General features: G+C 64.4%; 24 protein-coding genes and 1 pseudogene. 10 read left to right on the top strand and 15 right to left on the bottom strand.

Annotated elements, in window-relative coordinates:
• Positions 1 to 60: 60 nt before the first annotated feature.
• The 5 genes from DOM45_RS00125 to DOM45_RS00105 form a co-directional block, all read right to left on the bottom strand.
• Positions 61 to 1,368, bottom strand: coding sequence for a TRAP transporter large permease (locus DOM45_RS00125; protein ID WP_110597492.1), 1,308 nt, complete (start codon positions 1,366 to 1,368; stop codon positions 61 to 63).
• Positions 1,365 to 1,943, bottom strand: coding sequence for a TRAP transporter small permease (locus DOM45_RS00120; RefSeq protein ID WP_110597491.1), 579 nt, complete (start codon positions 1,941 to 1,943; stop codon positions 1,365 to 1,367). Before DOM45_RS00120 ends, DOM45_RS00125 begins: the two co-directional genes overlap by 4 nt.
• Positions 1,944 to 1,953: 10 nt before the next feature.
• On the bottom strand, positions 1,954 to 2,955 hold the full coding sequence (locus DOM45_RS00115) for a TRAP transporter substrate-binding protein (RefSeq protein ID WP_240612239.1): 1,002 nt from the start codon (positions 2,953 to 2,955) through the stop codon (positions 1,954 to 1,956).
• The gene (locus tag DOM45_RS00110; protein WP_240612238.1) at positions 2,952 to 3,974 is read right to left on the bottom strand and encodes a LacI family DNA-binding transcriptional regulator; all 1,023 of its coding nucleotides are present in this window, start codon (positions 3,972 to 3,974) and stop codon (positions 2,952 to 2,954) included. The genes DOM45_RS00115 and DOM45_RS00110 overlap by 4 nt, the downstream gene beginning before the upstream one ends.
• Positions 3,975 to 4,163: 189 nt before the next feature.
• The gene (locus tag DOM45_RS00105) at positions 4,164 to 5,150 is read right to left on the bottom strand and encodes a 2-hydroxyacid dehydrogenase (protein WP_110597489.1); all 987 of its coding nucleotides are present in this window, start codon (positions 5,148 to 5,150) and stop codon (positions 4,164 to 4,166) included.
• Between the two features lie 240 nt (positions 5,151 to 5,390).
• Between DOM45_RS00105 and DOM45_RS00100 the strand changes: the two genes are divergently transcribed.
• Entirely contained in the window at positions 5,391 to 6,662 is a 1,272-nt protein-coding gene (locus DOM45_RS00100) for an NAD(P)/FAD-dependent oxidoreductase (protein WP_240612237.1), read from the top strand.
• A 29-nt stretch (positions 6,663 to 6,691) separates the two neighbouring features.
• Here the strand turns inward: DOM45_RS00100 and msrQ are convergent, their stop codons facing one another.
• From msrQ to DOM45_RS00085, 3 genes are all read right to left on the bottom strand, one after another.
• Positions 6,692 to 7,330 carry a protein-methionine-sulfoxide reductase heme-binding subunit MsrQ gene (gene msrQ, locus DOM45_RS00095; RefSeq protein WP_110597488.1) on the bottom strand — a complete coding sequence of 213 codons (639 nt, stop codon included), beginning with the start codon at positions 7,328 to 7,330 and terminating at the stop codon, positions 6,692 to 6,694.
• Positions 7,330 to 8,349, bottom strand: a complete 1,020-nt coding sequence (gene msrP, locus DOM45_RS00090) for a protein-methionine-sulfoxide reductase catalytic subunit MsrP (protein ID WP_110597487.1) — start codon at positions 8,347 to 8,349, stop codon at positions 7,330 to 7,332. Before msrP ends, msrQ begins: the two co-directional genes overlap by 1 nt.
• A gap of 167 nt (positions 8,350 to 8,516) precedes the next feature.
• On the bottom strand, positions 8,517 to 9,899 hold the full coding sequence (locus DOM45_RS00085; protein WP_110597486.1) for an SLC13 family permease: 1,383 nt from the start codon (positions 9,897 to 9,899) through the stop codon (positions 8,517 to 8,519).
• 103 nt (positions 9,900 to 10,002) lie between these two features.
• On the opposite strand from DOM45_RS00085, the gene DOM45_RS00080 reads away from it, so the two are divergent.
• Positions 10,003 to 10,818 (top strand): sugar phosphate isomerase/epimerase family protein, encoded by an 816-nt coding sequence (locus DOM45_RS00080; RefSeq protein WP_110597485.1) that lies wholly within the window; start codon positions 10,003 to 10,005, stop codon positions 10,816 to 10,818.
• Positions 10,819 to 10,833: 15 nt separating this feature from the next.
• Here DOM45_RS00080 and DOM45_RS00075 read toward each other — a convergent pair whose 3' ends face one another.
• The 7 genes from DOM45_RS00075 to DOM45_RS00045 all read right to left on the bottom strand — a co-directional run bounded on the left by DOM45_RS00075 (position 10,834) and on the right by DOM45_RS00045 (position 18,429).
• Positions 10,834 to 11,775, bottom strand: a complete 942-nt coding sequence (locus tag DOM45_RS00075) for an AEC family transporter (protein ID WP_110597484.1) — start codon at positions 11,773 to 11,775, stop codon at positions 10,834 to 10,836.
• Between the two features lie 116 nt (positions 11,776 to 11,891).
• On the bottom strand, positions 11,892 to 13,391 hold the full coding sequence (locus tag DOM45_RS00070) for a sodium:solute symporter family protein (RefSeq protein ID WP_110597483.1): 1,500 nt from the start codon (positions 13,389 to 13,391) through the stop codon (positions 11,892 to 11,894).
• A 2-nt stretch (positions 13,392 to 13,393) separates the two neighbouring features.
• Entirely contained in the window at positions 13,394 to 13,630 is a 237-nt protein-coding gene (locus DOM45_RS00065; protein WP_110597482.1) for a hypothetical protein, read from the bottom strand.
• Positions 13,631 to 13,842: 212 nt separating this feature from the next.
• Entirely contained in the window at positions 13,843 to 15,144 is a 1,302-nt protein-coding gene (gene shiA / locus DOM45_RS00060) for a shikimate transporter (protein ID WP_110597481.1), read from the bottom strand.
• Positions 15,145 to 15,278: 134 nt separating this feature from the next.
• Positions 15,279 to 16,334, bottom strand: a complete 1,056-nt coding sequence (locus tag DOM45_RS00055; RefSeq protein ID WP_110597480.1) for an ABC transporter substrate-binding protein — start codon at positions 16,332 to 16,334, stop codon at positions 15,279 to 15,281.
• Positions 16,331 to 17,737 carry a sensor histidine kinase gene (locus DOM45_RS00050; RefSeq protein ID WP_110597810.1) on the bottom strand — a complete coding sequence of 469 codons (1,407 nt, stop codon included), beginning with the start codon at positions 17,735 to 17,737 and terminating at the stop codon, positions 16,331 to 16,333. Before DOM45_RS00050 ends, DOM45_RS00055 begins: the two co-directional genes overlap by 4 nt.
• On the bottom strand, positions 17,737 to 18,429 hold the full coding sequence (locus DOM45_RS00045; protein ID WP_110597479.1) for a response regulator: 693 nt from the start codon (positions 18,427 to 18,429) through the stop codon (positions 17,737 to 17,739). Before DOM45_RS00045 ends, DOM45_RS00050 begins: the two co-directional genes overlap by 1 nt.
• Positions 18,430 to 18,616: 187 nt before the next feature.
• Between DOM45_RS00045 and DOM45_RS00040 the strand changes: the two genes are divergently transcribed.
• The 8 genes and pseudogenes from DOM45_RS00040 to DOM45_RS20250 all read left to right on the top strand — a co-directional run.
• Positions 18,617 to 19,621 (top strand): Bug family tripartite tricarboxylate transporter substrate binding protein, encoded by a 1,005-nt coding sequence (locus DOM45_RS00040; RefSeq protein ID WP_110597478.1) that lies wholly within the window; start codon positions 18,617 to 18,619, stop codon positions 19,619 to 19,621.
• Entirely contained in the window at positions 19,618 to 20,076 is a 459-nt protein-coding gene (locus DOM45_RS00035; RefSeq protein ID WP_110597477.1) for a tripartite tricarboxylate transporter TctB family protein, read from the top strand. The genes DOM45_RS00040 and DOM45_RS00035 overlap by 4 nt, the downstream gene beginning before the upstream one ends.
• A 2-nt stretch (positions 20,077 to 20,078) precedes the next feature.
• The gene (locus DOM45_RS00030; protein ID WP_110597476.1) at positions 20,079 to 21,590 is read left to right on the top strand and encodes a tripartite tricarboxylate transporter permease; all 1,512 of its coding nucleotides are present in this window, start codon (positions 20,079 to 20,081) and stop codon (positions 21,588 to 21,590) included.
• A 160-nt stretch (positions 21,591 to 21,750) separates the two neighbouring features.
• The gene (locus DOM45_RS00025) at positions 21,751 to 22,911 is read left to right on the top strand and encodes an Ldh family oxidoreductase (RefSeq protein ID WP_205909352.1); all 1,161 of its coding nucleotides are present in this window, start codon (positions 21,751 to 21,753) and stop codon (positions 22,909 to 22,911) included.
• A gap of 30 nt (positions 22,912 to 22,941) precedes the next feature.
• Positions 22,942 to 23,826, top strand: coding sequence for a LysR family transcriptional regulator (locus DOM45_RS00020; protein ID WP_110597475.1), 885 nt, complete (start codon positions 22,942 to 22,944; stop codon positions 23,824 to 23,826).
• A gap of 161 nt (positions 23,827 to 23,987) precedes the next feature.
• Positions 23,988 to 24,971, top strand: a complete 984-nt coding sequence (locus tag DOM45_RS00015; protein WP_110597474.1) for a Bug family tripartite tricarboxylate transporter substrate binding protein — start codon at positions 23,988 to 23,990, stop codon at positions 24,969 to 24,971.
• On the top strand, positions 24,968 to 25,414 hold the full coding sequence (locus DOM45_RS00010; protein ID WP_110597473.1) for a tripartite tricarboxylate transporter TctB family protein: 447 nt from the start codon (positions 24,968 to 24,970) through the stop codon (positions 25,412 to 25,414). The genes DOM45_RS00015 and DOM45_RS00010 overlap by 4 nt, the downstream gene beginning before the upstream one ends.
• A pseudogene (locus DOM45_RS20250) lies at positions 25,414 to 26,055 on the top strand (tripartite tricarboxylate transporter permease); the annotation flags it as partial. The gene DOM45_RS00010 and the pseudogene DOM45_RS20250, both read left to right, overlap by 1 nt.

Below are 26,055 nucleotides of genomic sequence, written 5' to 3'. Positions count from 1 at the left end.
GAAATCACAAGCCGGAGCGAACGAGTCCCCAGAAATTGCACACTTTTTGATCGCCCTGTCTCAGCCCGCGTCCGGGCCGAAAGTCTGGGGTAGGTAGAGGACCAGGTCTGGGAAGGCGATCAGCAGGCCGATCACCACCAGCATCACCAGCAGATAGACCATCGTGGTACCCAGTGCCTTGAGCAGGGGGATGCCGCCGATCTTGGCCGAGATCATCAGGCACAGGCCGTAGGGCGGCGTGATCAGGCCAAGGCCGAGCGCCATGACGCTGATCACGCCGAACTGCAGCGGATCGACGCCCGCCTGGGCCGCCAGCGGTTGGAAGATCGGGGCCAGAATCGCCATCGCCGGCAGCGAATCCATGAAGGTGCCGACCAGCAGCATGACGATGGTGGCGATGATCAGCAGGGTGGTCGGGTCGGTGATCTCGACGCCAGCCATCAGTTGCGGCGGGATGCGGTAGAAGCTGATCAGGTAGCCGAAGATCGCGGCGCCCACCAGGCTGAACAGCGACAGCGAGCAGAGCCGGACGGTGTCGGTCGAGGCGTCCAGCACGCTCTTGAAGGTCAGCTCGCGGTAGACGATGGAACCCAGCAGCAGGGCATAGAGCACCGCCATCACCGCCGCCTCGGTTGGCGTGACGATACCGAGGGTAATGCCACCGATGATCAGCACCGGGATGCCAGCGGCGAGCAGGCCATCCTTGCCCGAACTGGCCAGTTGCTTGAGCGTGGCCCGCTTGCGCGTCGGCACGTCGTAGCGGCGCACGTAGCCCAGGTTGAGCAGCAGTTGTGCCACCGCGATCAGGACCCCGGGAACGATGCCCCCCAGGAACAGGCCGGCGATCGAGGTGCTGGTCAGCGCGCCCCAGACGATCATGTTGATCGACGGCGGAATGATGATGCCCATCACCGACGAGGCCGCGGTGACCGCGACACTGAAATGGGTCGGGTAGCCCTCTTTCTTCATCGCCGGGATCAGCACCGTACCGATGCCGGCACTGTCCGCCGTCGAGGATCCCGAAACCCCGGCGAACAGCATGCTCACCAGTACGTTGACATGGGCCAGTGCCCCTTTGACGTGGCCGACCAGATTGAGACACAGCGTGATCAGGCGATCGGTGATCCGGGCCGCATTCATCAGGTTGCCGGCGAGCAGGAACAGCGGGACCGCCAGCAGCACGAACGAATCCATGCCGTAGTACATGCGCTGGAACATGATCCAGGGGACGAGACGTGGGTCGAGCACGATGATCGAGAATGACGTCAGCACCAGCGACATGGCGATGGGGACGCCGAGAATGATGAATACGCCGAGCAGCACGAACAGGAGCCACGGCAGCAGGGGTAACCAGTCGGTGGGCATCATGATCGGTTCTCCGGGGTATCGAGTGTCTGCGTCGGGGGGGCGGCCCCCAGCTCATCTATCTCGGAAGGGGTGTCCAGCTCGCGTTCCATGGCGTCGACGCCGTGGCGCATCGTCAACAGCAGGCGCTGCAGACTGAACAGCACGATCAGCACGCCGCTGACGAAGAAGGTCGAATAGGTCACCACCATCGGCAACTGCGAGGCGCTGGCGATGCGGTCGAAGCCGGAGAGCAGGAAGCCGAAGCCGAAGACGACGAAGATCATGCCCACCAGCAGACAGGCGACGTCGCGAATCACTCGCGTTATCCGGTCCGGTCGGGAACCGCGCGGAAATGCCTCGAGCACGAAGTGGTCGGCATGCAGCACCCCGATCGAGGTGCCCTGCATGATCATCCACTGGAAGGCGAAACGGCTCATCTCCTCGGTCCAGTAGAGTCGCGGCATGAAGCCCAGATTGCGGCTCGCGATCTGATAGACGATCAGCACGATGAAGCTGGCCAGCAGCAGCAGCAACACGCCATTGAGGAAGCGCTCCAACTGACGGTTGACGCGGCCCAGGGTCATTGCGAATGCCATGAGGTGCTCCTCAATCCGTGTTGATGATGAGTTCGTAAAGATCGCGTAGCCCCATGTCGTCGATGACCCGCCCCAGCGGTTCGGCGACGATCTGCTGCATGCGCTGGCGGTCCATGGGATAGAAAGTGGCACCTTCCTCTTTCAGCTTGTCGCGGGACTCCTTGTCGAGCCGGATCTGCAGGTTGCGCGCGTACTGCTCGCTCTCGTCGGCAGCCGCCTGCACCGCCTGCCGCTGGTCCGGTGTCAGCGACTCCCAGGTGTCGTCGGAGATCGTCAGCAAGCGTACGGTGATGTCGTGCTCGGAGAGCCCGATATAGGGCGCGACCTCGTGGAAGCGCATGCGGTAGATCCACTCCGCTTCGTTGAGCAGGCCGTCGATGGCGCCGAGCTGCAGGCCGGTGTAGATCTCCTTGTAGGCCATCACCGTCGGCTGGGTGCCCAGCGCCGCCCAGGCGGTGATGACCGGACGGGTCGGATTGGTGCGCAGCTTCATGCCCTGGAGCGCATCGAGATTCTCGAGCGGTCGCGTGCTGACGATCTGGCGCGTGCTCCCGCCGTAGTAGGCAAGCACCTTGACCCCGGTCTCCTCTTCGATACGCCGGGCGATTTCCCGGCCCGGCTCGCCATCCAGCACGTGACGCCAGTGGTCGAGATCGCGATACAGGAAGGGAATCGAGAAGATGGTGGCGGTGTGCGAGAACTCCGAGATCAGGCCCGGATTGACGATCGAGAGGTCCAGCGCGCCCGCGGTCTGCTGCTCGAACATCTCGGTTTCGTGACCCAGCACCGAGTTGCTGTAGATACTGACCGTCAGGTCACCGCCGGTCTTCTCCTCCAGCAGCTGCTTGAAGCGCTCCGCACTGAGGTGATAGGCGGTATCCTCGGTGGCGCCATGGCCGAAGATCAGCTCGCGAGCCTGGGCGGCGGGAACGATGGCGACGAGCGCCGTCAGCGCCATTGTCGTCAGCAGAACGGTGGCTAACCCGCGAAAGGCCGGGGGGCGATGGTTCATGTCGACTCCTGCGTGACAGCGGATGAAATTCGGGAACTGGCGCGAATCACCAGGGGGGCCTCGAGCACGATGCGCTGTCGCTCGCCTTCGGGATGGGCTATTCGCTGTATGGCCAGTTCGGCAGCGTTCCGGCCGATCGCGCGAGGATGCGTCGCGATGCTGCTCAGCGCGGGCTCGGCGAGGGCGGCTTCCTCGATGTCGTCGACGCCGATCACCGCGCAATCCCGTCCCGCGTGAAGCCCGAGATGCGACAGCGCCAGCAGGGCGCCGAGCGCGACCAGGTCGTTGTGGCAGATCAGTGCGGTAGGCGCAGTGTCGCCGCGCAGCAGCGCCAGGGCTCGCTCGCGTCCCGCGCAACGGGTCAAGGGTCCGCGGTCGACGCTCGCCAGCTCGTCGAGACCGGCTTCGTGCATGGCGTGTCGATAGCCCGCGAGGCGCTCCCGATCGGCGGAGTGATCGGCAATGCCCGCGAGCAGCGTGATGCGGCGGTGTCCCTGAGTGACGAGATGACGGACGGCATTGATGACGCCGGCGCGGAGGTCGGCACCGACATAGTCTCCGAGCGGCGATTGGCCGACGTGGCGCATGACCTCGATACAAGGCATGCCCCAGTCGGCGATCGCCTCGATCGAAGACGCCGGCGTCTCTTCTGCCGGGCATAACAGCAAGGCGTCGACGCGATGCTCACGCATGCGAGCGAGAAAACGCGCCTGACGATCCAGGCTGTCGCCGCTGCTGGCCAGAAAGGGGATGTAGTCGGCGGCCTGTAGGGTTTCGTCGATCCCCGCCATCAAGGCACCGAAGAACGGGTTGGCGATATCGTGGACAACGACGCCGACGGTGGCGGTGCGCGAGCTTCTCAAGGTCGCCGCGCCGCGATTGTAGACGTAGCCCAGCGCGACGGCGGCTTCCTGCACCCGCTTGCGGGTTGCCCCCGCCACCAGTTCACTCTCTTGCATCACCAGCGATACGGTCGAGCGAGACACGCCAGCATGGGCAGCGATGTCCTTGAGCGTCACGCGAGTTCGAGCAGTGGATACCATCGTGGCCCCGTTTTTGGATCGATCCAAAAGTGTCGGAAAGACTAGTGCGCCACGACGATGTCGCCTATCCCCCTTTGGTGGTATATCGCCTTACCGGCAGTCGGGATCCCCGATGGAAAGCCCCGGTCGAATAGTCGAGGCGCCATCGAGAACGTGGTCGTGAGGTCAGTCGAAGCGGCCTGCCCAGGCTTCCTCGTTGAACGGGCTGAGCGGACGCTTGCCATCCAGCGCCAGCATGATGTTGTCCACGGCACGCTGCGCCATCGCCGTGCGCGTCTCATGGGTGGCGGAGCCGATATGCGGCAGGGCGACGACATTGGACATCCTGGGCAGCGGAGAGTCCGCCTGCAGCGGTTCCTGTTCGAACACGTCGAGACCGGCGCCACGGATCTGGCCGCTGGTCAGGGCATCGATCAGCGCCGCCTCATCGACCACCTGACCGCGGGAGATATTGATGAAAATGGCGCTTTCGCGCATCAGCCCGAACTCGCGGGCGCCGATGAGCTGGCGGGTCTCCGGGGTCAGCGGCACGATCGCGCAGACGAAATCGGATTGCTGCAGCAGTTCGTCCAGCTCGCAGTGGCGGGCGCCCAGTTCCGCCTCCAGCGCCGGCTTGGGCGAAGCGTTGGAGTAGAGAATCTTCATGCCGAAGCCGAGGGCGCCGCGGCGAGCCACGGCCTGGCCGATGCGACCGAAACCGACCATGCCCAGCGTCTTGCCATGGACGTCGCTGCCGAACTGCTCGGGCCCGATGCTCGCTTTCCAGTCACCGCGCTTGACGAATTCGGCCAGCTCTACCACCCGCCGAGCGGTCGACATGATCAGCGAGAAGCCGGTATCGGCGGTGGTCTCGGTGAGCACGTCCGGGGTATTGCAGAGCAGAATGCCGCGCCGGGTCAGCTCATCGACCGGGTAGTTGTCCACGCCCACCGAGATACTGGCGACCGCCTCCAGGTTGGGGGCGGCGTCGAGCAGTGCCGGCGTCAGGGTGACCCCGGCACCGATCAGACCGTGGGCCTCGCCCAGGGCTTCGCGAAACGCCGGATCGTCGGGCGACTCGAGCTTGCCGAAGTAGTCGACGTGAAAGCGTTCGCGTAGCTGCTCGAGTTGCTGGTCGTTGAGGCGGCGGTACGCCAGGATGCGCTTGCTCATGAAAGACTCTCCGGCTGAAGGATGGATGATGTCCACGGGCGACGATGTCGATGTCTGCCACGGTGGGGGACGGACGAGCTTACCGACAAATCCGGCTCCCCGAGGCGGCGCTTCGACGAAAGTCTAGACCAGTGAGCCAGGGGAGGCGGGACCGGGAGTGTGGCCGAAAGCCTTGAGCGGCGTCGCCTGGAGGCATCGAAGTGGGGTTGACGGGTGGCGCTGGCGACGGAACGTTGTAATGTGGAAGCACTGTTGGTGATGACGCGAGGCGTGGTGATGCAAGCGGATGTTCTGGTGCTGGGGGCTGGCATGATCGGCGTGTCGACGGCGCTGCAGTTGCAGCGCCGTGGCAGGCAGGTGGCGTTGATCGATCGGCGGGCGCCGGGGGAGGAGACTTCCTATGGCAACGCCGGACTGATTCAGCGCGAGGCCGTCGAGCCCTACCCGTTTCCCCACGACAGCCGCATGATCTTCAAGGTCATGCGCAAGGGCGGCATCGACGTCAACTATCACCCGCTGGCGCTGCCCAGGCTGGCTTCGCCGCTGGCGCAGTACTGGTGGTGGTCGTCGCCGTCTCGCTACGCCCGGGTCGCACGTGAATACAGCCGGCTGATCGAGCACTGCCTGAGCGAGCACGATAGCCTGATTCGAGAGGCGGGTGCCGATGCGCTGGTGCGCCAGACCGGCTGGCGCACGGCGTTTCGGACACCGAGCGCCATGGCCCAGGGCATCGCGCACGCCGAACGGCTGCAGCGGGAATATGGCGTCGAGCATACGGTCGTCGACGGCGCCGAGCTCGGTCGGTTGGAACCGGGGCTGAGACATCCCATGGCTGGGGCGGTGCACTGGACCCAACCCTGGTCGGTACGCGATCCCGGTGCCCTAGTCGCCAGTTATGCCGACCTTTTCCGGCAGCGTGGCGGCCATTTCGTCAACGGTGACGCGACGACGCTGGCGCAACACGGTAAGGGCTGGCGCGTTACCACCCAGGACGGTGTGATCGATGCCGAACAGGCGGTCATTGCGCTCGGCCCCTGGGCGGATACGCTGACCCGGCGGCTGGGCTATCGCCTGCCGCTGTTCGTCAAGCGCGGTTATCATCGCCACTACACGATGCGGAAGCCGCTCAGCATGGCGATGCTGGATGCGGAAAACGGCATCATGCTGGCGCCGATGAACCGTGGGCTGCGCATCACCACGGGCGCCGAATTCGCACGTCTGGATGCCCGCGCCACCCCGCTGCAGTCCGGCAGGGCCGAGGTCGCGGCGCGCCAGATTCTCGAGCTCGGCGAGGCGGTCGAAGCCGCGTCCTGGCTGGGGGCTCGCCCCTGCACCAGCGACATGAAACCGATCATCGGCCCGGCGCCAAGGCACCCGGGGCTGTGGCTGCACTTCGGGCACGCCCATCAGGGCTTTACCCTGGGGCCGGCGTCCGGGCGGCTGCTGGCGGAAATGATCTGCGGCGAGACACCCTATGTCGATCCCGCGCCCTACGCCGCGACGCGGTTCTGAGCGCAGGCCGCAAGCGTACACCCAAGAGGTCAGGCGTGCGCGCGGTGGGGTCGCTTGATCAACTGGCGGAATTTCGGCAACTGCCGGGCGATGGGCGGAATGCGCAGAATCATCAGCAGCGCGCCGACGGCGGCATAGAGGCTCCACTGCTCCAGGTCGGCCCGAACCACCCACAGGAAGTGCAAAAGCCCCAGGCCCAGCACCAGATAGACGATCTTGTGGAGGGTCTTCCAGCGCTTGCCGAGCTTGCGCATCGACCATTTGTTGGAGGTCACGCCCATCACGATCAGCCCGGCGAGGGCGAGCATGCCGACGATGATGTAGGGACGGCGAACGATCTCGCTGCCGAGGCGTGACAGATCCAGGCCGAGAATGAAGACGGCATAGCAGAACAGGTGGAGCACGGCGTAGGCGAGCGTCCACAGGCCGAGCTGGCGCCGGATCAGGGTGAAGCCTTTCCAGCGCGTCAACTTGGTCAGCGGCGTCAGGGAAAGAGTCAGCAGCAGCATCCATAGAATGCCCTGACCGATATTGAGCAACAGGTACCTTCCCGGCTCCGGCCCGGCCGCGTTGATCGCGACCTGGTAACTCCACCAGCCCAGCGGCGCCAGCGCGGCGATGAACACCATGATGCGCCAGAGCGTCAGCGTATAGCGCGGCATCGCCATCAGAAGTTCTTCCTCAGATCCATGCCCTGATAGAGGCTCGCGACCTCGTCGGCGTAGCCGTTGAACATGCGGGTATCGATGATGTTGGGATTGAACAGGCTGTTGGGCAGCCGGCGCTCGGTGGCCTGGCTCCAGCGCGGGTGATCCACCTGCGGATTGACGTTGGCATAGAAGCCGTACTCGTTCGGGGCGATCGCCTGCCAGGAGTTGACCGGTTGCTGCTCCACCAGCGAGATGCGCACGATCGACTTGATGCTCTTGAAACCGTACTTCCACGGCACGATCAACCGGAAGGGCGCGCCATTCTGGTTGGGCAGCTCGCGGCCATACATGCCGAGGCCGAGAATCGCCAGCGGATGCATCGCCTCGTCCATGCGCAGGCCTTCGGTGTAGGGCCAGTCGATCAGCGCGAACGAGGAGTTCTGCCCCGGCATCTGCTGCGGTGCGACCAGGGTCTCGAACTTGACGTACTTGGCTTTCGAGGTCGGCTCGGCACGCTGGATCACGTCACCCAGCGGAATGCCCAGCCACGGGATCACCATCGACCACGCCTCGACGCAGCGCAGCCGGTAGATGCGCTCCTGCAGTCGAGAGGGCTTGACGATATCCTCGAGGGCGAAGCGCCCGCCGTTGTTGACCTCGCCGTCGATCACCACGCTCCACGGCTGGGTCTCGAGCGAGTCGGCATTGCGGGCAGGGTCGCTCTTGCCGGTGCCGAACTCGTAGAAATTGTTGTAGTGGGTGGCGTCTTCGAAGGGCGTCAGCTTGTCCAGTTTCGGGTCAGCGGGAACCACGCTGTCCCATTCGGCATTCTCGAGCTTGGGGCCGAACCAGTCCGGCGGATTGCCGGCCGGTACGTCCTGGTAGTCGGAAGCGGCGGCCTGGGCGCGGCCGGCCAGTGCCAGCCCCGCACCGACGCCGATCACGCCGCCCATGAAGCGGCGACGCGAGAGATAGACCGATTCCGGGGTGACGTCCGATTCGCGCAGGTCGCCGGGCTTGGCAATCTTGATCAACATGATGAGTCTCCAACCGCCAACAGTGGCATGTTGTGGATACGCTGGCAGCGCGCGGCTGGATGCGTATCGCTTCACTCGCCGCGCGCCGCGAGTTGCAGCTCGCGTCTCGTATGACGTTCAGTCTAGGTGATCTATTCCCGGCTCCGGAGCAAAAAATCGCGGCCCGCTCAGATCACGCCCAGCCAGCGCCACCAGCCGAAGTCGAGCGGCCACAGCAGCACGATGGTGATCAGTGCCAGCGGCACCGTGATCCGCATGGCCTGACGAATGGTCACGCCGGAGGTGAGCAGGCCGATGATCAGGGGTGGCGACTGATAGGGGAATACCACGGTCGAGAAGCCGATCACCTGGGACATCACCACGGCCGATGGCGACCATCCGGTGACGTCGGCCAGCTGCGGCGCCAGGGGTGTCATCACCGCGGGCACGCCGGGTAGCGTGACCAGCATGCCCAGTATCGTGGCGATCACGGCGAGCCAGGTGAAGTTACCGGCGGTCGATTGCGGTGACAGCGGCAGCACGTCGAGCAGCCGACCGGCGATCGCCTCGCCCAGCCCGCTCTGATGCGCCAGCGCCCCCAGGCTGACGATCCCCGCCACGTAGATGAATGGCTCGAGATTCATCTGCTGGAGGGGACGGGCCGGCAGCAGGCCACTACCGGGGAACAGGCAGGCGAGGGCCACCAGCATGCCGATCCAGGCCGGAGAAATGCCGTGCCAGGCATCGGTCATCCACATCAGCACGGCAAAGCCCAGCAGCACGCCCATCAGGTTGCCGCCGCGCCCCAGCCGGGAAGGTGCCTCGGCCGTGAACGGTGACGGTGGCGCCGCGCGGAACTGCCACAGGATCAACGCCATGATCAGTGCCCACTTGAGCAGCCCCAGCACGGGAAAGTGCAGCAGCAGGTATTCGCCGTAGCTGGGCGAATACCCGAGAACCGCTTCGCTGGCGCCCATCAGCACATTGTTGGGCACGTTGGCCGGCAGGATCGTGAAGGTGGGCAGAAAGCTCGACATGATGCCGCTGAGCAGGATGCCGATGCGGCCTGGATCGCCCGGCGCGTAGCCGAAGCGGTCGACCAGCATCAGCAGGATCGGCACCAGCAGCACGATCCGGCCCATCGCCGACGGCATGAAGAACGACGCGATCAATCCTAGCAGACCGATCCCCACGACCGCCTGTGGATAACCCGAGGCGAGGTGGGGGCCGATCCTGGCAGCGACGCGCTCACCCAGGCCGGTGTGATTGATCGCGGCGCCGATCACCATGCCCGAGAACACCAGCCAGGTCGCAGCCGACTCGAAACCGGCGAATGCCGTCGAGGCCGGGGCCACCTTGGCCACGGTGCACAGGGTGAAGAAGATCAGTGCGGTCAGCCATTGCGGTAGCCAGCCGGTGGCCCACAGGCCGATGCAGAGCACCACGACGATACCGGCCTGCAGTACCGAGCCGTCGGCGCTTCCCAGCAACAGCCAGCCCAGGGCGCCCAGCAGGGCCAGTAACGACACGCCCTGACGCCAGGGAGGAGCGGTAACCGAGGAGGAGATCATGGCGGTTCCAGAAACGAGCGAGGCGGCAGTATACCAGCGCCTCGAGAGGGTGGCGGATCGACTACGCTAAGCGGGGGCCGTCTGGCAACGATCGGGAGGAGAGATGACGACGGGAGCGATGGCGACGCTCTGCCTGAGTGGCGAGTTGATGAACAAGCTCGAGGCGATCGCGCGGGCCGGGTTCGATGGCGTGGAGATTTTCGTCGACGACCTGCGGTCGAGCGGGCTGTCGCCGCGGGCCGTCGGCGATCGCTGCCGCGAACTCGGCTTGACGGTCGTGGCGCTGCAGCCCTTTCGCGATGCCGAGGCGCTGCCGCCCGAGCTGCATCGAAAGAGGCTGGACCAGGCCAAGCGCCACTTCGATACCCTGGCCGAACTCGGTGGGGACTTTCTGCTTGCCTGCAGCAACACGCGGGAGGAGGCCGATCACGATCATGGCCGGGCAGCCGAAACCCTGCACGAACTGGCCGAGCTGGCTGCCGCAAGAGAGATGCGGATCGGGTTCGAGGCGCTGGCCTGGGCGCGCCATCTCTTCGATTATCGCGATGCCTGGAAGATCGTCCGTCAGGCGGATCATCCGGCGCTCTCCATCGTGCTCGACAGCTACCACATTCTTGCCCGGGAGCTGGAACTGGAAACCCTCGCCACGATCCCGGGCGACCGGATCGGCCTGGTGCAACTGGCCGACTCGCCGTGGCCGCGAGGGCAGGACCTGCAGGCGCTGAGTCGCCATCGACGCGCCTTCCCCGGCGACGGTGAGCTGCCCATCGACGCCTTCATGACCGCACTGGAACGGACCGGTTACTCGGGGCCGCTGTCACTGGAAATCTTCAGCGACACGCTCGATGTCACGCCGACGGGCATGGCTGCCCTGCAGGGCAAGCAGGCGCTGGAGTCGCTGCGCTCCCCGAGGGGCTAGGTGAGCGGGCTCGCGCTAGACGAACCACAGATGGCTCAGCCAGATACCCAGCGCCAGAGTCAGCGCGGAGAGTATCGTCGCCATCACCATCGCCGCCGTACCCAGCTCGCCGAAGCCATAGCGCTGGCCAAGCAGTGGGTACATCGAGAGCATCGGCGCACAGGCGAAGACGATGGCGGCGGTGGCGAAGACCGGATCGAGCCCCGGCACCAGCAGTATCATCAGCAGTACGCAGAGTGGGTGCAGGGTGAGCTTGGCGAGCGCGACTCGGGTCACGCGCTTGACCATGCCGCGCACGCGCAGGCCGCACAGCGTGCCGCCGATCACGAACAGCGCCACCGGTGACGATGACGCGGCGAGCATCTCCAGCACCCGGGCGATCGGTGCCGGCGGATGCAGGTCCAGCGAGGCGAGTAGCGTGCCCACGGCGATGGCGATGATCAGGGGGTGGCGCAGAACGCGCACGACCACCGGTTTCACCGTCTCCCAAATGCCGCTGCGGGCCTGACGGCCGAGCTCGGCGAGCACCAGCGCCGTGGGAATCACCAGCAGGTTCTCGATCAGCATGTTGAGCGCCAGGGCGATACCCGCCGCGGGGCCGATGACCAGCACCGCCACCGGATAACCGATGAAACCGCTGTTGGAGGCCGAGGTGCCGAGTGCATACATCGCCCGGCGCTCCAGCGGCGCATCGCCGCGCAGCGTCACCAGGAGGAAGGTGATGGCGAAGGCGAGCCCGGAACCGAGCCCATAGACGAGCAGGTAGGGTACGTTGAAGACTTCGTCCAGCGGGCGCTGCAGCAGTGCCTGGATCACCAGCGCGGGCAGGGCGATGTTGATCACGTAGCGGCCCATGCCCTGGATGTGCGTCTTGTTCACGGCCCGCTTGAGCACGGCCAGGTAGCCGATGCCCAGCAGGATGAAGATAGGGATGATGGCGCCGAGGATGGTATTCACGAGGCTCTGATCACTACGAATTAGACTTAAGTCTAGTAGCATGAGCGTCGGACGGGCCACCGGCAAGTGGATTCACTCGAGGGTGCCCGTCCTCCGCGATCAGCGGATGTCCCCGGTCAGCGCTGCCAGCCGATCACCTCCAGTGCCCGCTGTCGGTTTGCCTCGGTGGCCTGGCTGAGCAGGCTCCCGCCCACGCACACGATCAGATTGAGCAGCAATCCCCACAGGCCACTGTAGACGCCCAGCGGACGGTAGCCGGCGAAGGTGAAGACGGCGGCCAGGATGGTGCCGGCGAGCATGCCGGTGAAGACGGCCTGGGTATTGAGTCGGCTCCAGTAGAGGCCGAGGATCAGCGCCGGCGCGGTCTGGATCAGTACCTCGAACTTGAGCACGAAGATCTGATAGAGCGTTCCCGGTGGATACCAGGCGATCAGTACCAGTACGACGACGGCGGCCACGCCCACCAGCTTGCCTACCAGGATCTTGCGCGACTCATCGGCGCCGGGCGCGATGTAACGTCCGTAGAGGTCGTTGGAGACGATCGACGAGAACGTCAGCAGTACCGAGTCGGCCGTCGACACGATGGCCGCGATCACGCCACCGAACAGCAGCACCATCGCCCAATAGAAGAAGGCGTTCTGGTTGGCCAGCGCGTTGGCCATCATACCCACCAGTTGCTCGGACTCCGCGGTGGTCAGGTCGGGAAAGGCGGAGATGCCGATGATCCCGACCATGAACACCACCCCGGCGGTCAGAAACGGCATGTAGGCCATGCGGATGAAGGAGCGCTTGAGCGTACGCTCGCTGCGAGCCGCGAAGATCCGCTGGAAAGCGTGCGGGTAGATCGCCGCGCCGATACCCACCAGCACCAGCAGACAGAACCAGGTGGTGAGGCTACCCCCGCTTGGCGCACCCAGTTTCTCCGGCGCCTCGGCGATCATCGTCTCGGCTGCCGTCGGCAACCCGCCGAGGTAGATCAATGAGCCGATCAGCAGCGTGAACACCCCGAACAGCAGGGCGATGCCCTGGATCGTGTCGGTGTAGGCCACCGAGCGCATGCCACCCAGCCAGCTATAGGCGACCATGATCACGATGAAGAACACCACGCCGACCTGATAGGGAATCGTGCCACCGGTCAGGCCGGATACGCCCTGGCCGATGGCGACGAACTGCTCCAGCAGATAGTTGCCGAGACCGTAGAGCATCAGGATCGCGGCCAGGATCGTGACCTTCTTCGAACGGAAACGCAGATCGATCCAGTCCACCGGCGTCAGCAGGTTGAAGCGTCGGCCCAGCGCATAGAGCCTGGGTGCGAACAGCAGGTAGACCATGATGATCATGATGAAGAACGGTACGGAAACCAGGTATTGGTAGCCGAGCCGGTAGGCCGTGGGCGGGTAGCCGACCACGGTGTTGCCGCTGTACTGAGTGGCGAAAAAGGTGAAGAACAGCACCATGACCCCGAGGCCACGTCCGCCCAGGTAGTACTCGTCGAGGCTTTCACGAACCTTGCGATTGCGCAGGAAAGCGAAGATGCCCACGGCCAGCATCAGGCCGCCGTAGAGCATCAGCACCAGAATGCCGGACCATCCGCTGAAGGCCAGTTCCACTTCCATCGTCAGGGCTCCTCGTCTTCGTCGGCGCCGGTCTCCCATTGCGTCTTCACCACCCAGGTGATGAAGATCGACAACGCCAGCGAGGCGAGCAGGATGATCAGGGCCCAGTAGGGGACGCCGAAGAATAGCGGCGACCAGGAGCCGGCGGGGAAATACCAGGGATTGATCAGGGCGAACAGAATGACGAAGCCGATCCAGACCAGCGGCTTCTTGACCGGTTCACTGATTCTTCTTTTCATCAAGGCACCTCGATGGCGTGCACGATGGCGACACGAATTCGGCGCGGCACGGCCGACATGGCGCGGCAGCAAACGAAGGACTATAGCCAGCCGCGGCGACGGCTGGCCATTACCGGTTGGCAAAGCGAGGCTTCGTCTATGGCGAAGCAGTGCGACGTTGGTCGTAAGGGGTTTCGGGGCGGGCGATGGTCAGCGGCCGGGGCTCGATCGCGTCATGCCCCTCGCTTTCGCAGCATCCACGCCGCGCCCACGGCGGAGAGCAGGCAGCCGGCGGCCAGGTAGATCGCGACCGGCGTCCAGCTGCCAGCGTAGAAATCCACCAGCGCGGCGGCGATGAACGGCGTGAACCCCCCGCCGATCACGCTGGCGACCTGGTAGCCGACTCCGGCGCCGCTGTAGCGGTAGGCGGTGCCGAACAGCTCGGCGAAGATCGGCTGCTGCACGCTGACCACCATGTCGTGGGCGAGGTTGGCGAGCGCCACGGCGAATACCACGATCCACAGGATCGAACCGGCCTGCAGCGCCATGAAGAACGGGAACGCGGCCAGCACGCCGACGATGGCGCCGGTGATGTAGACGCGCCGACGCCCCAGCGTGTCGGCGAGGAACGCGAACAGCGGGATGGTGACGCAGCTGATCGCGCCGACCAGCAGCCCGATGTGGAGAAACAGATCCCGCGACAGGTCGAGATAGCCGGTGGAGTAGCTCAGCGCGAAGGTGGTGACGATGTACATCGTGAACAGTTCGGCCAGGCGCATGGCGATGATGGTGACGAAAGCGCTGGGGTGGCGTCTAAGCGCCTCGAGGATCGGCGGTCTGGCCGGCGTCTGGTCGTTGTGCTCGACCGCTTCGACGAACTCCGGCGACTCTTCCAGGCTCGAACGGATCTTCAGCGCCACCAGTACCAGCACCACGCTGAACAGAAACGGCAGGCGCCAGCCCCAGGCGGTGAAATCGGCATCGCTCAGCCAGTAGCTGAGCAGCGAGACACTGCCGGTGGCCAGGATCAGGCCCACGCCGTAACCGACCTGGACGCCACTGGAGTAGAACGCGCGGCGACCGCGTGGCGCGCTCTCCACTGCCATCAAGGCGGCGCCGCCCCACTCCCCGCCGACGGCGAAGCCCTGCACCGCGCGCAGCGTCACCAGCAGGATCGGCGCCCACACGCCGATCTGGGCATAGGTCGGCAGCAGACCGATCAGCGCCGTCGCACCGCCCATCAGGATGACGGTAAGAATCAGCATGCGCTTGCGACCCAGGCGGTCGCCGTAATGACCGAATACCAGACCGCCGAGCGGACGAAACAGAAAGCCGACGCCGAAGGTGGCCAGTGCTGCCAGGGTGCCGGCGGCCGGACTGACGTTGGGAAAGAACTGCGAGTTGAAGACCAGCGCAGCGACGATGCCGTAGAGCAGGAAGTCATACCAGTCGACCACGGCGCCGACGAAACTGCCGATGGCGGCGCGTCGGGCCTGGCTTGTCGAGTGGGCGGTGGTCGTGGCTGGCGTGCTCATCCGGAACTCTCGGTGATCTATGTCTTTGATCGCAGCGCTGGCAGGCGCTGCGACGTCGCGGCGGCATATCTTACGGCATTGCGCTGCCGGACACAGACCTCGGCGGGTGGATCGCGCCCCTTGGCGCGAGACGACTACTGTTCCGGCGGTTCCAGGATCTGAAGTTCGCGATCCCAGCGGCGCAGAAAGGCCTGGCGGCGCAGCGGATCGACGAACGCCAGCAGCGTGGCGTTGATCGGGATCGGATAGAGGTGATCGCCCACCTGATCGCGCAGCCGCTGCGCGGTGTAGGGGCCGACGACATCGTCGCGCACGCTGAACAGCGGCGTCTGGCCGGCCAGGATGTGCTGGCCCCGCTGGCTCAGCAGGAAGCTGACGAAGCGCCTGGCCGCCGCCGGATGAGGGGCGTCGCGATGGACGAACGCCATCCGCATCATTACCAGCGAGTAGTCGTTGGGGACCTGGACGATGATATCGGGATGGCTCTGGGCCCAGACCATGGCATAGGAGCCCAGCAGGTTGTAGCCGAGCCAGTAGCGACCGTCGCTGAGCCCCTCCAGCATGCGCTGGGTGGTGGCTTCGAAGTCGACATTGGCGGCGCCCATGGCGGCGATCAGGTCCCAGGCGCGGGGCGTGTAGCGGGCATCCTGCTGAAACAAGGTGTAGCCCACGCCGCTCTCGCGCGGTGAATAGCTGACCACGCGGCCGTCGAGCCACTGGCGATAGTGGGTCAGCAGGTCGAGCAGGTCGCGGTGGGTCTCCGGCGGCGGCATGTGCGAGGCGAGCTCGAGCCGGTAGGCCATCACCACCGGTTCGAAGGTGAAGCCGAACACCTCGTTGCGCCATTTGGCCCACGCCGGCCACTGATCGGCCTCCGGGGCGTCGAGGGGCTGGGCCATCCCGTCGTTGCTGAGCGCCAGCTGCCACGGCATGGCCGAGCTGATCACCACGTCCGGCGGCGATTCTGGATCCCGAGCCCGGCGGTCGACCTCCAGCGTGGAGCGATCGCGGTAGTCGAGGTCGATCTGCGGGTTCTCGGCAGCGAAGGCGGCCAGCACCGGCTCGACGATCTGCCGATCCAGGGCCGCTTCGATGATCAGCCTTTCGGCCCCGCGGGCCGTGCCACTGCCGCCGACACCGAGACAGAGCGACAGCATTAGACCTAGGCCGAGGTGGAGCTGTCTGGTCATCCCGCGCCCCCCTCGGGCGGCTGACAGCGAGGCAGCGTCAGGCAGACTCTGAGCCCTCGAGGAGCGCGGTTGGATACCTCCAGCCGACTGCCGTGACGCCCGGCGATGGAGTCGGCGATGGCCAGGCCGAGCCCGGAACCGTGGGTGTCCTGGCGATGTCCGCGCTCGAAGGGTCGCGTCAGACGGTCGAGGGATTCGGCGTCGACGCCGGGGCCGTCGTCCTCGATGGCCAGCGTCACCCACGCATCATCGCCGCGGAGCGCCAGCGTGATCTCGCTGCCGGGTGGCGTGTAGCGAAAGGCATTGTCGATCAGGTTGTTGAGCAGTTCGCGCAGGGCCCAGCTCTCGCCCTCGACCCAGACCGGAGCCGGTGCCTCGATGGCGAGCCCGAGGTCGTGATCGCGGCTGTCCTGGCGATCGGCCCAGTCGACGGTGATCTCGCGCATCAACTGATCCAGTGCCAGCGGCTGACATTCATGCAATGGCCCCAGATGCTGCAGGCGGGTCAGGCTCAGCATCTGTCCGGCCAGGCGGCTGGTACGCCCGGCGCTGTCGTGGACGGTGACCAGGGCCTGGTGCCAGACGCCGGGCTCGTGGCTGGTCAGCGCCAGCTCGCTGGTGCTCTGGAGCCCCGCCAGCGGGGTCTTGAGCTGGTGCGAGGCGTCGGCGATGAAGCGCAATAGCGCGTCTCGATGATGGCGCTGGTCGGCGAACAAGCGGTTGAGCGTTTCGACCAGTTCCTGCATCTCCCGCGGCACGTCGAGCATCAACGGGCTGTTCTCCTCGGCGCGACGATCGCGCAGCGCCTGGCGCAGGCGTCGCAACGGCGCCAGCATGGTGTGCATCGCGATCCCCACCAGGGCCGCGGTGATCAGCACCATCGCGGCGAAGCGGGTCGCGCTCTTCCGGAACAGCTCCCGCGCCAGCAGGTCGCGCCCATGGCGGGTGTGGCCCACCCACAACTGCACCGGCTCCTGGGTATCCCAGCCGGCGGAGTCCACCTCGCGGCCGCTGAGGCGAATCGGCTGGCCGTCGTAGCGGGCATCGAGATAGACCGGTCCTTGCCGGGCTTCGGCCCGCATCGCCTCGGTGATCGGCAGGTCGGCATTCTGGGTGATCGTGGTGCCGTTATCCGCCTGCAACCAGTAGAAGACCCTCTCCTGCCAGCGGGTGGCCAGGATCTGCAGCGCCGAGGCGGGCATCTCCAGGGTGGGATTGCCTTCCGGCCACTGCAGCGACTCGGCGATGGTCAGGCTGGCAGCCTCGAGCTGGCCATCCATGGCGCGGTCCGCCGCCTTGCGGGCGCTGGTGTAGGCCTCGATCAGCAGCAGCGTTCCCAGCCCGGCGACGATCACCACGAGCCATAGCGTCAGCCGCCGCTTGAGCGAGGTGCGAGGTGGCATCACTCGGGCCGCCCCTTCTCGAAGGGCGCCCGCGGCTCCTCGAGCCGATACCCCAGGCCGCGGAGCGTCCGAATCGACAGGCCGGAGCCGGCCAGGCGCTTGCGCAGCCGGCTGACATAGACGTCCAGGGCGTTGGCCCCCACCGCCTCGAAGCCGAACAGGCGGTTCTCCAGGGCTTCGCGCTGCACGATACGCCCCGCGTTGAGCATCAGCGCTTCCAGCAGGCTGAACTCGCGCCTCGGCAGATCGAGTGCCGTCCCGTCCAGCCAGGCGCTGGCCGACCGGGTATCCAGTACCAGGCCACCGAAGCGAACGTTGTTGTCGAGCCGTTGCTGGCTGCGGCGCAGCAGGGCCCGCACCCGGGCTTCGAGTTCGGTGATCGAGAACGGCTTGGCCAGATAGTCGTCGGCGCCGAGGTCCAGCCCGCGTACCCGATCCGCCAGTGCATCCCGCGCGGTGAGAATCATCACCGGCGTCGAGTCGGTATGGGCGCGCATCCACTCCAGCACGTCGAGGCCGCTGCCGTCAGGCAGGCCGAGGTCGAGCAGTACCAGATCGAAACGACCCTGGCGCAACGCCTGGATGGCATCGTCGATGCGGGCCAGGGCATCGACGGTATAGCCATGGCGGGTCATCGCCTGGGTCAGCGAGCGCGACAGCAGCGGGTCATCCTCGATCACGAGCAGATGCATGACGGTGTCTCGCGTCATCGGATCCCCATGCCTTATGCGACTAATGTTCTATACGACAAAGGTTTAGATGACAGGTTGATGAAAGGTTAGCGCTCTAGCATCGCGCTGTCGGTGGGCAAAACCGGCCCGAGTCCGGTGCCCGCCATGAGCGTTGCGAGCATAACAACCCAGGTAGGAGACGCACAGCATGCCTCACAATCACGTGTCCAAAGCGAAAGGCTTTCATCGCTGGCTGGTCGCCGCCGTTACCGGTGGTGCGCTACTGGCCGGTGCCGTCCAGGCCCAGGCCAAGCCGCCGGAGTGCATCGCGCCGGCCAAACCGGGGGGCGGTTACGACCTGACATGCCGGCTGGCAGCCAATGGCCTGCAGGAAGCCAAGTTGATCGACGAGCCGATGATGGTCAGCTACATGCCGGGCGGTATCGGTGCCGTCGCCTACAACCACGTTACCGGCGTACGTGACGACGATCCCAACCTTATCGTGGCCGCCAGCACCGGTGCCGCGCTCAACCTGGCGCTGGGCAAGTTCGGGCAGCAGCACACTGTCGACGACGTGCGCTGGGTCGGTGCGCTGGGCGTGGACTACGGCGCGGTCGTCGTCCGCCAGGATGCGCCGTGGACCAACCTTGACGAACTGATGAAAGCGCTGAAGAAGGACCCCTCCAGCGTGGTCATCGGTGCCGGTGGTACGGTCGGCAGCCAGGACTGGATGAAGGCGGCGCTGATGGCCAAGTCCGACGACGTCGATCCACGCAAGCTGCGCTACGTCTCCTTCGAGGGTGGCGGTGAAGCGCTGGCCGCACTGCTGGGTGAGCACATTCAGGTCTTCACCGGCGACCTGGCCGAGCTGAAACCACAGCTCGACAGCGGTGAGATCCGGATTCTGGCGTCTCTCTCCGAAGAGCGCATGGGTGGGCCCTACGCGGACATCCCCACCGCCAAGGAGCAGGGCTACGACGTCGAATGGCCGATCTGGCGCGGTTATTACATGGGGCCGGATGTCAGCGACGAAGACTATCAGGCGTGGGCCGACCGCCTGAAAGCGCTGAGCGAGACAGAGAGCTTCGCCAAGCTGCGTGAAGGGCGCGGTCTGTTCCCGATGGCCAAGTTCGGTGAAGACTTCCATCAGTACGTGAAAGACCAGGTTGCCGACTTCCAGCAACTGGCCAAAGAAGTGGGTCTGACCCAATGAAACTCGCCGCCGACCGAATCCTGAGTTTGCTGTTGCTCGGTCTGGCGGCGTTCGTCGCCGTCCAGGCCTGGCAGTTGGAAGTGCCGTTCAGTTACGACCCGGTCGGGCCTAAAGCCTTTCCGCTGATACTGTCGGGTCTGCTGGCGGTATTGGCCGTCGTGCTGTTCGTGCGCCCGGGCGCCAGCGGTGAGTGGCCGACCGGCGCGCTGTTGCTGCGCCTGCTCTTCACCATGGCGGTGCTGGGTCTCTATGCGGCGCTATTCATTAACCTCGGTTTCCTGGTGACGACCGCCCTGGTCAGCATCATCATCGCCTGGCTGTTCGGTGCCGCGCCGTTGAAAGCGGTCGTCGGCGGCCTGCTGCTGGCGGTGGGCAGTTATCTGCTATTCACCTACGGACTGGGAATCTCGCTGCCGACCGGTAGCTGGATCGAGCCGCTGCTGGGGAGCAACTAACCATGTTCGATTTTCTGATCCAGGGCTTCGGCGTCGCGCTGACGCCGCTCAATCTCGGGCTCGCTTTCCTCGGCGCGCTGCTCGGCACCCTGTTCGGTGCCTTGCCGGGTATCGGCCCGATCAACGGCATCGCCATTCTGATGCCGCTGGCCTATACCCTCGGCCTGCCGGCGGAATCCGCACTCATCCTGCTGGCGGGCATCTACACCGGTTCCGAGTACGGCGGGCGCATGTCGAGCATTCTGCTCAACGTGCCCGGCGATGCCGGCGCGGTCATGACCACGCTGGACGGCCATCCGTTGGCCAAAAAGGGGTTGGCTGGGCCGGCCCTGGGACTCTCCGCCGTCAGCTCGTTCATTGGAGCGACCATCGCGATCATCGGCCTGACCCTGTTTGCGCCACTGTTGGCGATCGTGGCGGTCAAGTTCGGTCCCGCCGAATTCTTCGGCCTGATGATCTTCGCCTTCGCTTCCATGTCCGCGATGATGGGCAAGGATCCGATCAAGACGCTGATCGGCGCCGTGCTCGGCGTGTTGATCTCGACCGTCGGTGTCGATTCCGGCACCGGCGTGCTGCGCTTCACCTTCGATATGCCCGAACTCTACGATGGCATCGATTTCGTGGTGATGATCATCGGCCTGTTCGCGGTCAGCGAGATTCTGCTGATGCTCGAGCACGCCTTCCGCCACGACCAGGATGGCGAGATGGCGCCAATCGGCCGCGTGATGGTCAAGATGAGCGAGGTCCTCTACTGCAAGTGGGCGATCCTGCGCTCCAGCGTGATCGGCTTCGTCATCGGCGTGCTGCCGGGCACCGGCGCCTCCGTCGCCAGTGCCGTGGCCTACACCACCGAAAAACGCATCAGTGACCGCGACAATACCTTTGGAACCGGTGACATGCGCGGCCTGGCGGCGCCGGAAGCGGCCAACAACGCCTCCGCCGCCGGTTCCTTCGTGCCGATGCTGACGCTGGGCATTCCCGGCTCCGGCACCACCGCGATCCTGCTGGGCGCGCTGATGCTCTACAACATCAACCCCGGCCCGATGATGTTCCGCGAACAGCCGGTGGTGGTAGGTGGCCTGATCGCCTCGCTCTATATCGGCAACGTCATGCTGCTGCTGCTCAACCTGCCGCTGGCCGGCGTGTTCGCCCGCGTACTGCAGGTGCCGCGCTGGCTGCTGGTACCGAGCGTGGCGATTCTCGCCTTCGTCGGCGTCTACCAGCTGCACTCCGATCTGATGGCGATCTACCTGATGCTGGTCATCGGCGTTTTCGGCTATCTGCTGCGCAAGTTCGGCTTCTCGCTGGCACCGGTGGTGCTGGGCTTCGTGCTGGGCGGCCTGATGGAAGAGAACCTGCGCCGGGCGCTCTCGATCAGCGGTGGTGACGTCGGCATCCTGTTCCAGTCCAACCTGTCGATCGGGCTCTGGATCGCCGCCGCCCTGGTGGTGCTGGTGCCGATGTTCGCGGGCAAGCTCAAGGCGAAATTTCTGCCGGCAGCCAGGCCGTCCTGATGTCGGGATGGCGTGACGCGCTGGCAGCACTGGATGGCCCCGCTTTGGCGGGGCCTTTTTCATTCGGGTCGGGATGGGAAGGCGCGACTCGGGCGGGTCGAAACGCCCGCGACGGGAAACGGTCGAGCTATCGATAAACCGCTGGTCACCACGAGGGCGGTTGCCGACGGTCGACGTTCCTGACGCTGCTTGTGATTACGAGAAAGCTCCCTTTCCCAGAAAGAAATTCTCCCTGTCCGATGCGGGGGATAATCTGCCAGCTCTCGTTGGCACTTTGATAGGGGAAATGGCGATGGCGGATATGCCCAAGGGAAAGATTGGACAGGCAGAATTGAAAGGTATCGCGATCGAGGCACTGGTGCGCCTCGGTCTCGTGACGGACGAAGCCGAGGACGTGGCGGATGTGCTGGTCATGGCTGACATGATGGGGATTCACACCCATGGCGTGGCGCGCATCATGTCCTATGGCGAGAGGATAAAAGTCGGCGGGATCAACGCCAATCCTCGGATCGAATGGCACCAATCCTACCCTACCGTCGCTACGCTCGCCGGGGATAATGCGCTTGGCCCATTGCTCGGCAAGAGGGCACTTTCTCAATCCATGAAGATGGCCTCGGAGTTCGGTGTCGGCATGGTTTTCGTCAGGGGAAGCAATCACTTCGGCCCTGTCATGCCGTACTCGTTCATGGCCGCCGAGCAGGGGTTCATGAGCTTCATCGCCAGCAATGCCACGACGACGATAGCTCCTTATGGTGGCACTTCCCCAAAGTTGGGCAACAACCCGCTCGGCTTCGGTTTTCCCAATCCCTGCGGGGAGCACTTTCTGCTGGACATGGCGCTGAGCACGGTCGCCCGAGCGAAGATTCGAGCCGCGAGGGACCGGGGAGAGTCGATTCCGCTCGACTGGGCGGTGGATACCAGCGGTGCTCCGACGAGCGACCCCAACGAAGCGCTTGCCGGTATGCTGCAGACGATCGGGGGGCATAAAGGCTACGGCCTGGCACTCGCCGTGGATATGCTGGCGGGGGTTCTGTCAGGGGCGGCCTATCTCAATCATGTCAAAGCCTGGGACAAGCAGCCCGACCAGCCACAGAATCTGGGCCACTTCTTTTTGACCATCAATACTCAAGGATTGGGCGGAGAGGGCTGGCTTGGCGAGAGGATGAGCGACTTTTTCGATATCATCCACGATACGCCGGCTATCGATGACGAAAGGCCCGTGCAGTTGCCGGGTGAGAGGGAGCTTGCAGCCTTCCGGCATCATCTCGAGCATGGTCTGGATTACGATGCTCTACAGCTGAACGCGCTTCGGGCCTATTAGTCAGGAGCGATCAACCGTCTAGAGGAACCGGTGAAACACGACCTTGCCTCGTTGAATATTTTTCTCTGTGTGGCGGAGGAGAAAAGCCTGACCCGGGCTTCCGTGAGAGCCCATATCGCCGTCTCCGCAGTCAGCAAGAGGATAGCCGAACTCGAAGGCAGGGTCGGAACGCCCCTGTTCGTGCGCTTTGCGCGCGGGGTGGAATTGACCACGGCGGGAGAGGCGCTGCTGGTTCACGTGCGCCGTGTCTTTGCCCGAATCGAAGAAATGGACGAGGAGCTGGCGAGCTTTTCCGAAGAGATTCGTGGGAATGTCAGGATTTGCGCTACCACCTCCGCCCTCTCGCAGTTTCTACCATTCGATATCGCTTCTTTTCGACATAAGTACCCTAAAATCAACCTGGATATCGAAGGGAGGGTGGGGGGCGCCATCCTTCGCGCCTTGAGAGAGGGTGAAGCGGATCTAGGCGTTTTTTCCGCGGAATCCACTCCTCCCGATATCGAGATCTTTCGGTATCGAACCTATGAGCTGGCGTTGGCAGTTCCCGTGGGCCACCCGCTGGCCAATGGTTCGCCCATACGATATGAGGCGCTGGCCGAGTATTCGATGGTCGCTCAGCACGTCGATAGTCTATTGTACGAACACCTGGAAAAAGAGGCTGAAATCCGCGGCTTCCAGTTGAAGATTGGCGTCAGAGTCAGCAGTTTCGACTGCATGTGCCAACTGGTTGCCTGTCAATACGGCCTGGCGATAATGCCAAGAGAGACCATCGAGGTCTATGCGAAATCCATACCCATCGTTGCGGTTTCGCTGAATGAGGATTGGGCCGAGCGCGACCTCGTCGTCGGCGTCAAGACCAATCGATATCTTGACCCGGCGGTTAAGTCTTTAGTGGAACACCTGACCCAACATTGAGTGCTAAGATCTTGTCTTTTTTTAGTTTTCTGTTTGGGAAAGACAGGCTTATCTGATAGAGAATTCTCAGGCGGTTTTCGAGTGTTTAGTTTTTCTCTGTTTCCAATGTTTCGGTGCGGTAATGATCGTGTTGGTGCAGATAATTAACTGAGGGTTCGACAATGAAGCACGCCATCATTAAAACGTTTCTTATTTTTCCCCTTCTGATTTTCAGCTCGCTGACCCTGGCTTACGAGCCGGGCAGCAAGACGGAGTGCATTGCGCCAGCGGATCCGGGTGGAGGATGGGACTTCACCTGCAGAAACGCAGCCAACGTTTTCCAAGAGCTCGGGCTCATGCCGAAGACCATGCAGACTATCAACATGGCAGGGGCGGGGGGTGGCGTTGCCTTCGCTCACACCGTGAGCAAGCGCCGTGGAGACGATGACCTGCTCGTTGCGGCTTCCACATCGACGGTGACGCGTCTGGCTCAGGGTCAGTTTCCGGGTATGGATGCGAGCATGGTGAACTGGTTGGGAACGATCGGCGCCGATTACGGCGTGATCGCGGTCTCCAAGGACTCCCCCTACCATAACCTCAACGAGCTGATGGACGCGATGAAGCAGGATCCGCGAGCGGTCAAGTTCGCCGGCGGCAGCGCCAACGGCGGCTGGGATCACCTCAAGGTGCTGATCGCGGCCAAGGCGGCCGGGGTCGAGAACCTGCCGCGGATTCCCTATCTCTCCTACAACAACGGCGGCGAAGCGCTGACCCAGCTTGTCGGTGGTCATGTGGGCGCGTTCACCGGTGATATCACCGAAGCCAAGGGGTTCTTCGAGTCCGGTGACATCCGCGTGCTGGCCGTGCTCTCCGAGGATCGCCTTCCAGGAGCGTTCTCCACGATTCCCACTGCCAGGGGGCAGGGTATCGATGCGATCGGCGCGAACTGGCGCGGCTTCTACATGCCGGCCGACATCGATGACGACGCCAAGCAGTACTGGGTCGATGCCATCGACAAGCTCTATGCCAGCGACCAGTGGAAGAAGGTCATGAAGAGTAACGGCCTGATGCCGTTCCACCCGGACTCCAGCGAGTTCGAAGCCTTCGTCAAGCAGCAGATCCAGGATATCCAGTCGCTCTCCAAGGAAATCGGGCTGATTCAATGAGCAAGTTCAACGACCGCGTCTTCGGCCTGGTCATGCTGGTGATCGCCGTCGCCTACTACTACGGCGCCACCCAGTTTCCGGTCCCCTTCGGGGGATCGGAAGCCGTGGGTCCCGAGACCTTTCCCAAGCTGCTGGCCGTCATCCTCGCGATCTGTAGCCTGTACATGATCGTCAAGCCCGACCCGGACAACCACTGGCCGGTGGCCAGGACCTTCCTGGAGCTGGGCATTGCCGTCGTCGTGCTGATCGCCTACGCGCTGCTGCTCGAGCCGCTCGGGTTCATCCTCTCGACCATGCTCGCCGTCGGCACGCTGTGCTGGCGCATGGGCGCGCGCCCGGTGAAGGCCTATCTCACCGGACTGATCAGTGGCGTGGTGGTGTTCGTGCTGTTCACCTACGGGCTCGAACTGCCGCTGCCGCTCGGCCTGCTGGAGATCCACTGATGGAGACGTTGCACTATCTCTCGCTCGGCTTCGGCGTGGCGCTGCAGCCCGAGAACCTGATGTTCGCCCTGATGGGCTGTTTCATCGGCACCCTGATCGGCGCGCTGCCGGGTCTCGGCCCGGCCAACGGCGTGGCGATCCTGATTCCGCTCGCCTTCACCCTCGGGCTCAAGCCCGAGACCGCCCTGATCATGCTCACCGCGGTCTACGCCGGGGCGATGTACGGCGGACGAATTTCGTCGATCCTGTTGAACATCCCCGGTGACGAACCGGCGATGATGACCTGCCTCGACGGNNNNGCCGCTGCTGGCCCGGTTCGCGTTGACGTTCGGCCCGGCCGAGTACTTCGCCCTGTTCGTACTGGCCTTCGCGACGCTTGGCGGTATCACCGGCAAGAACCCGATGAAGACGCTGATGGCGGCAGCCATCGGCTTGATCATCGCCACCGTGGGGATCGATCTCTCCACCGGCACCCAGCGCTACACCTTCAACGTGCTGGAGCTCTACGAAGGGGTCGATTTCATCATCGCCATCGTCGGTCTGTTCGCGGTCTCCGAGCTGCTGTTCTTCATCGAGGAGAAGGCCGGCAAGGGGCGCGAGATGATCAAGGTCAATCCGCTCAAGCTGAAGTGGCGGGAGAT

The sequence above is a fragment of the Salinicola lusitanus genome (assembly GCF_003206045.1).
Lineage (GTDB): Bacteria > Pseudomonadota > Gammaproteobacteria > Pseudomonadales > Halomonadaceae > Salinicola > Salinicola lusitanus.
This window is presented reverse-complemented; position numbering and strand designations above follow the sequence as displayed.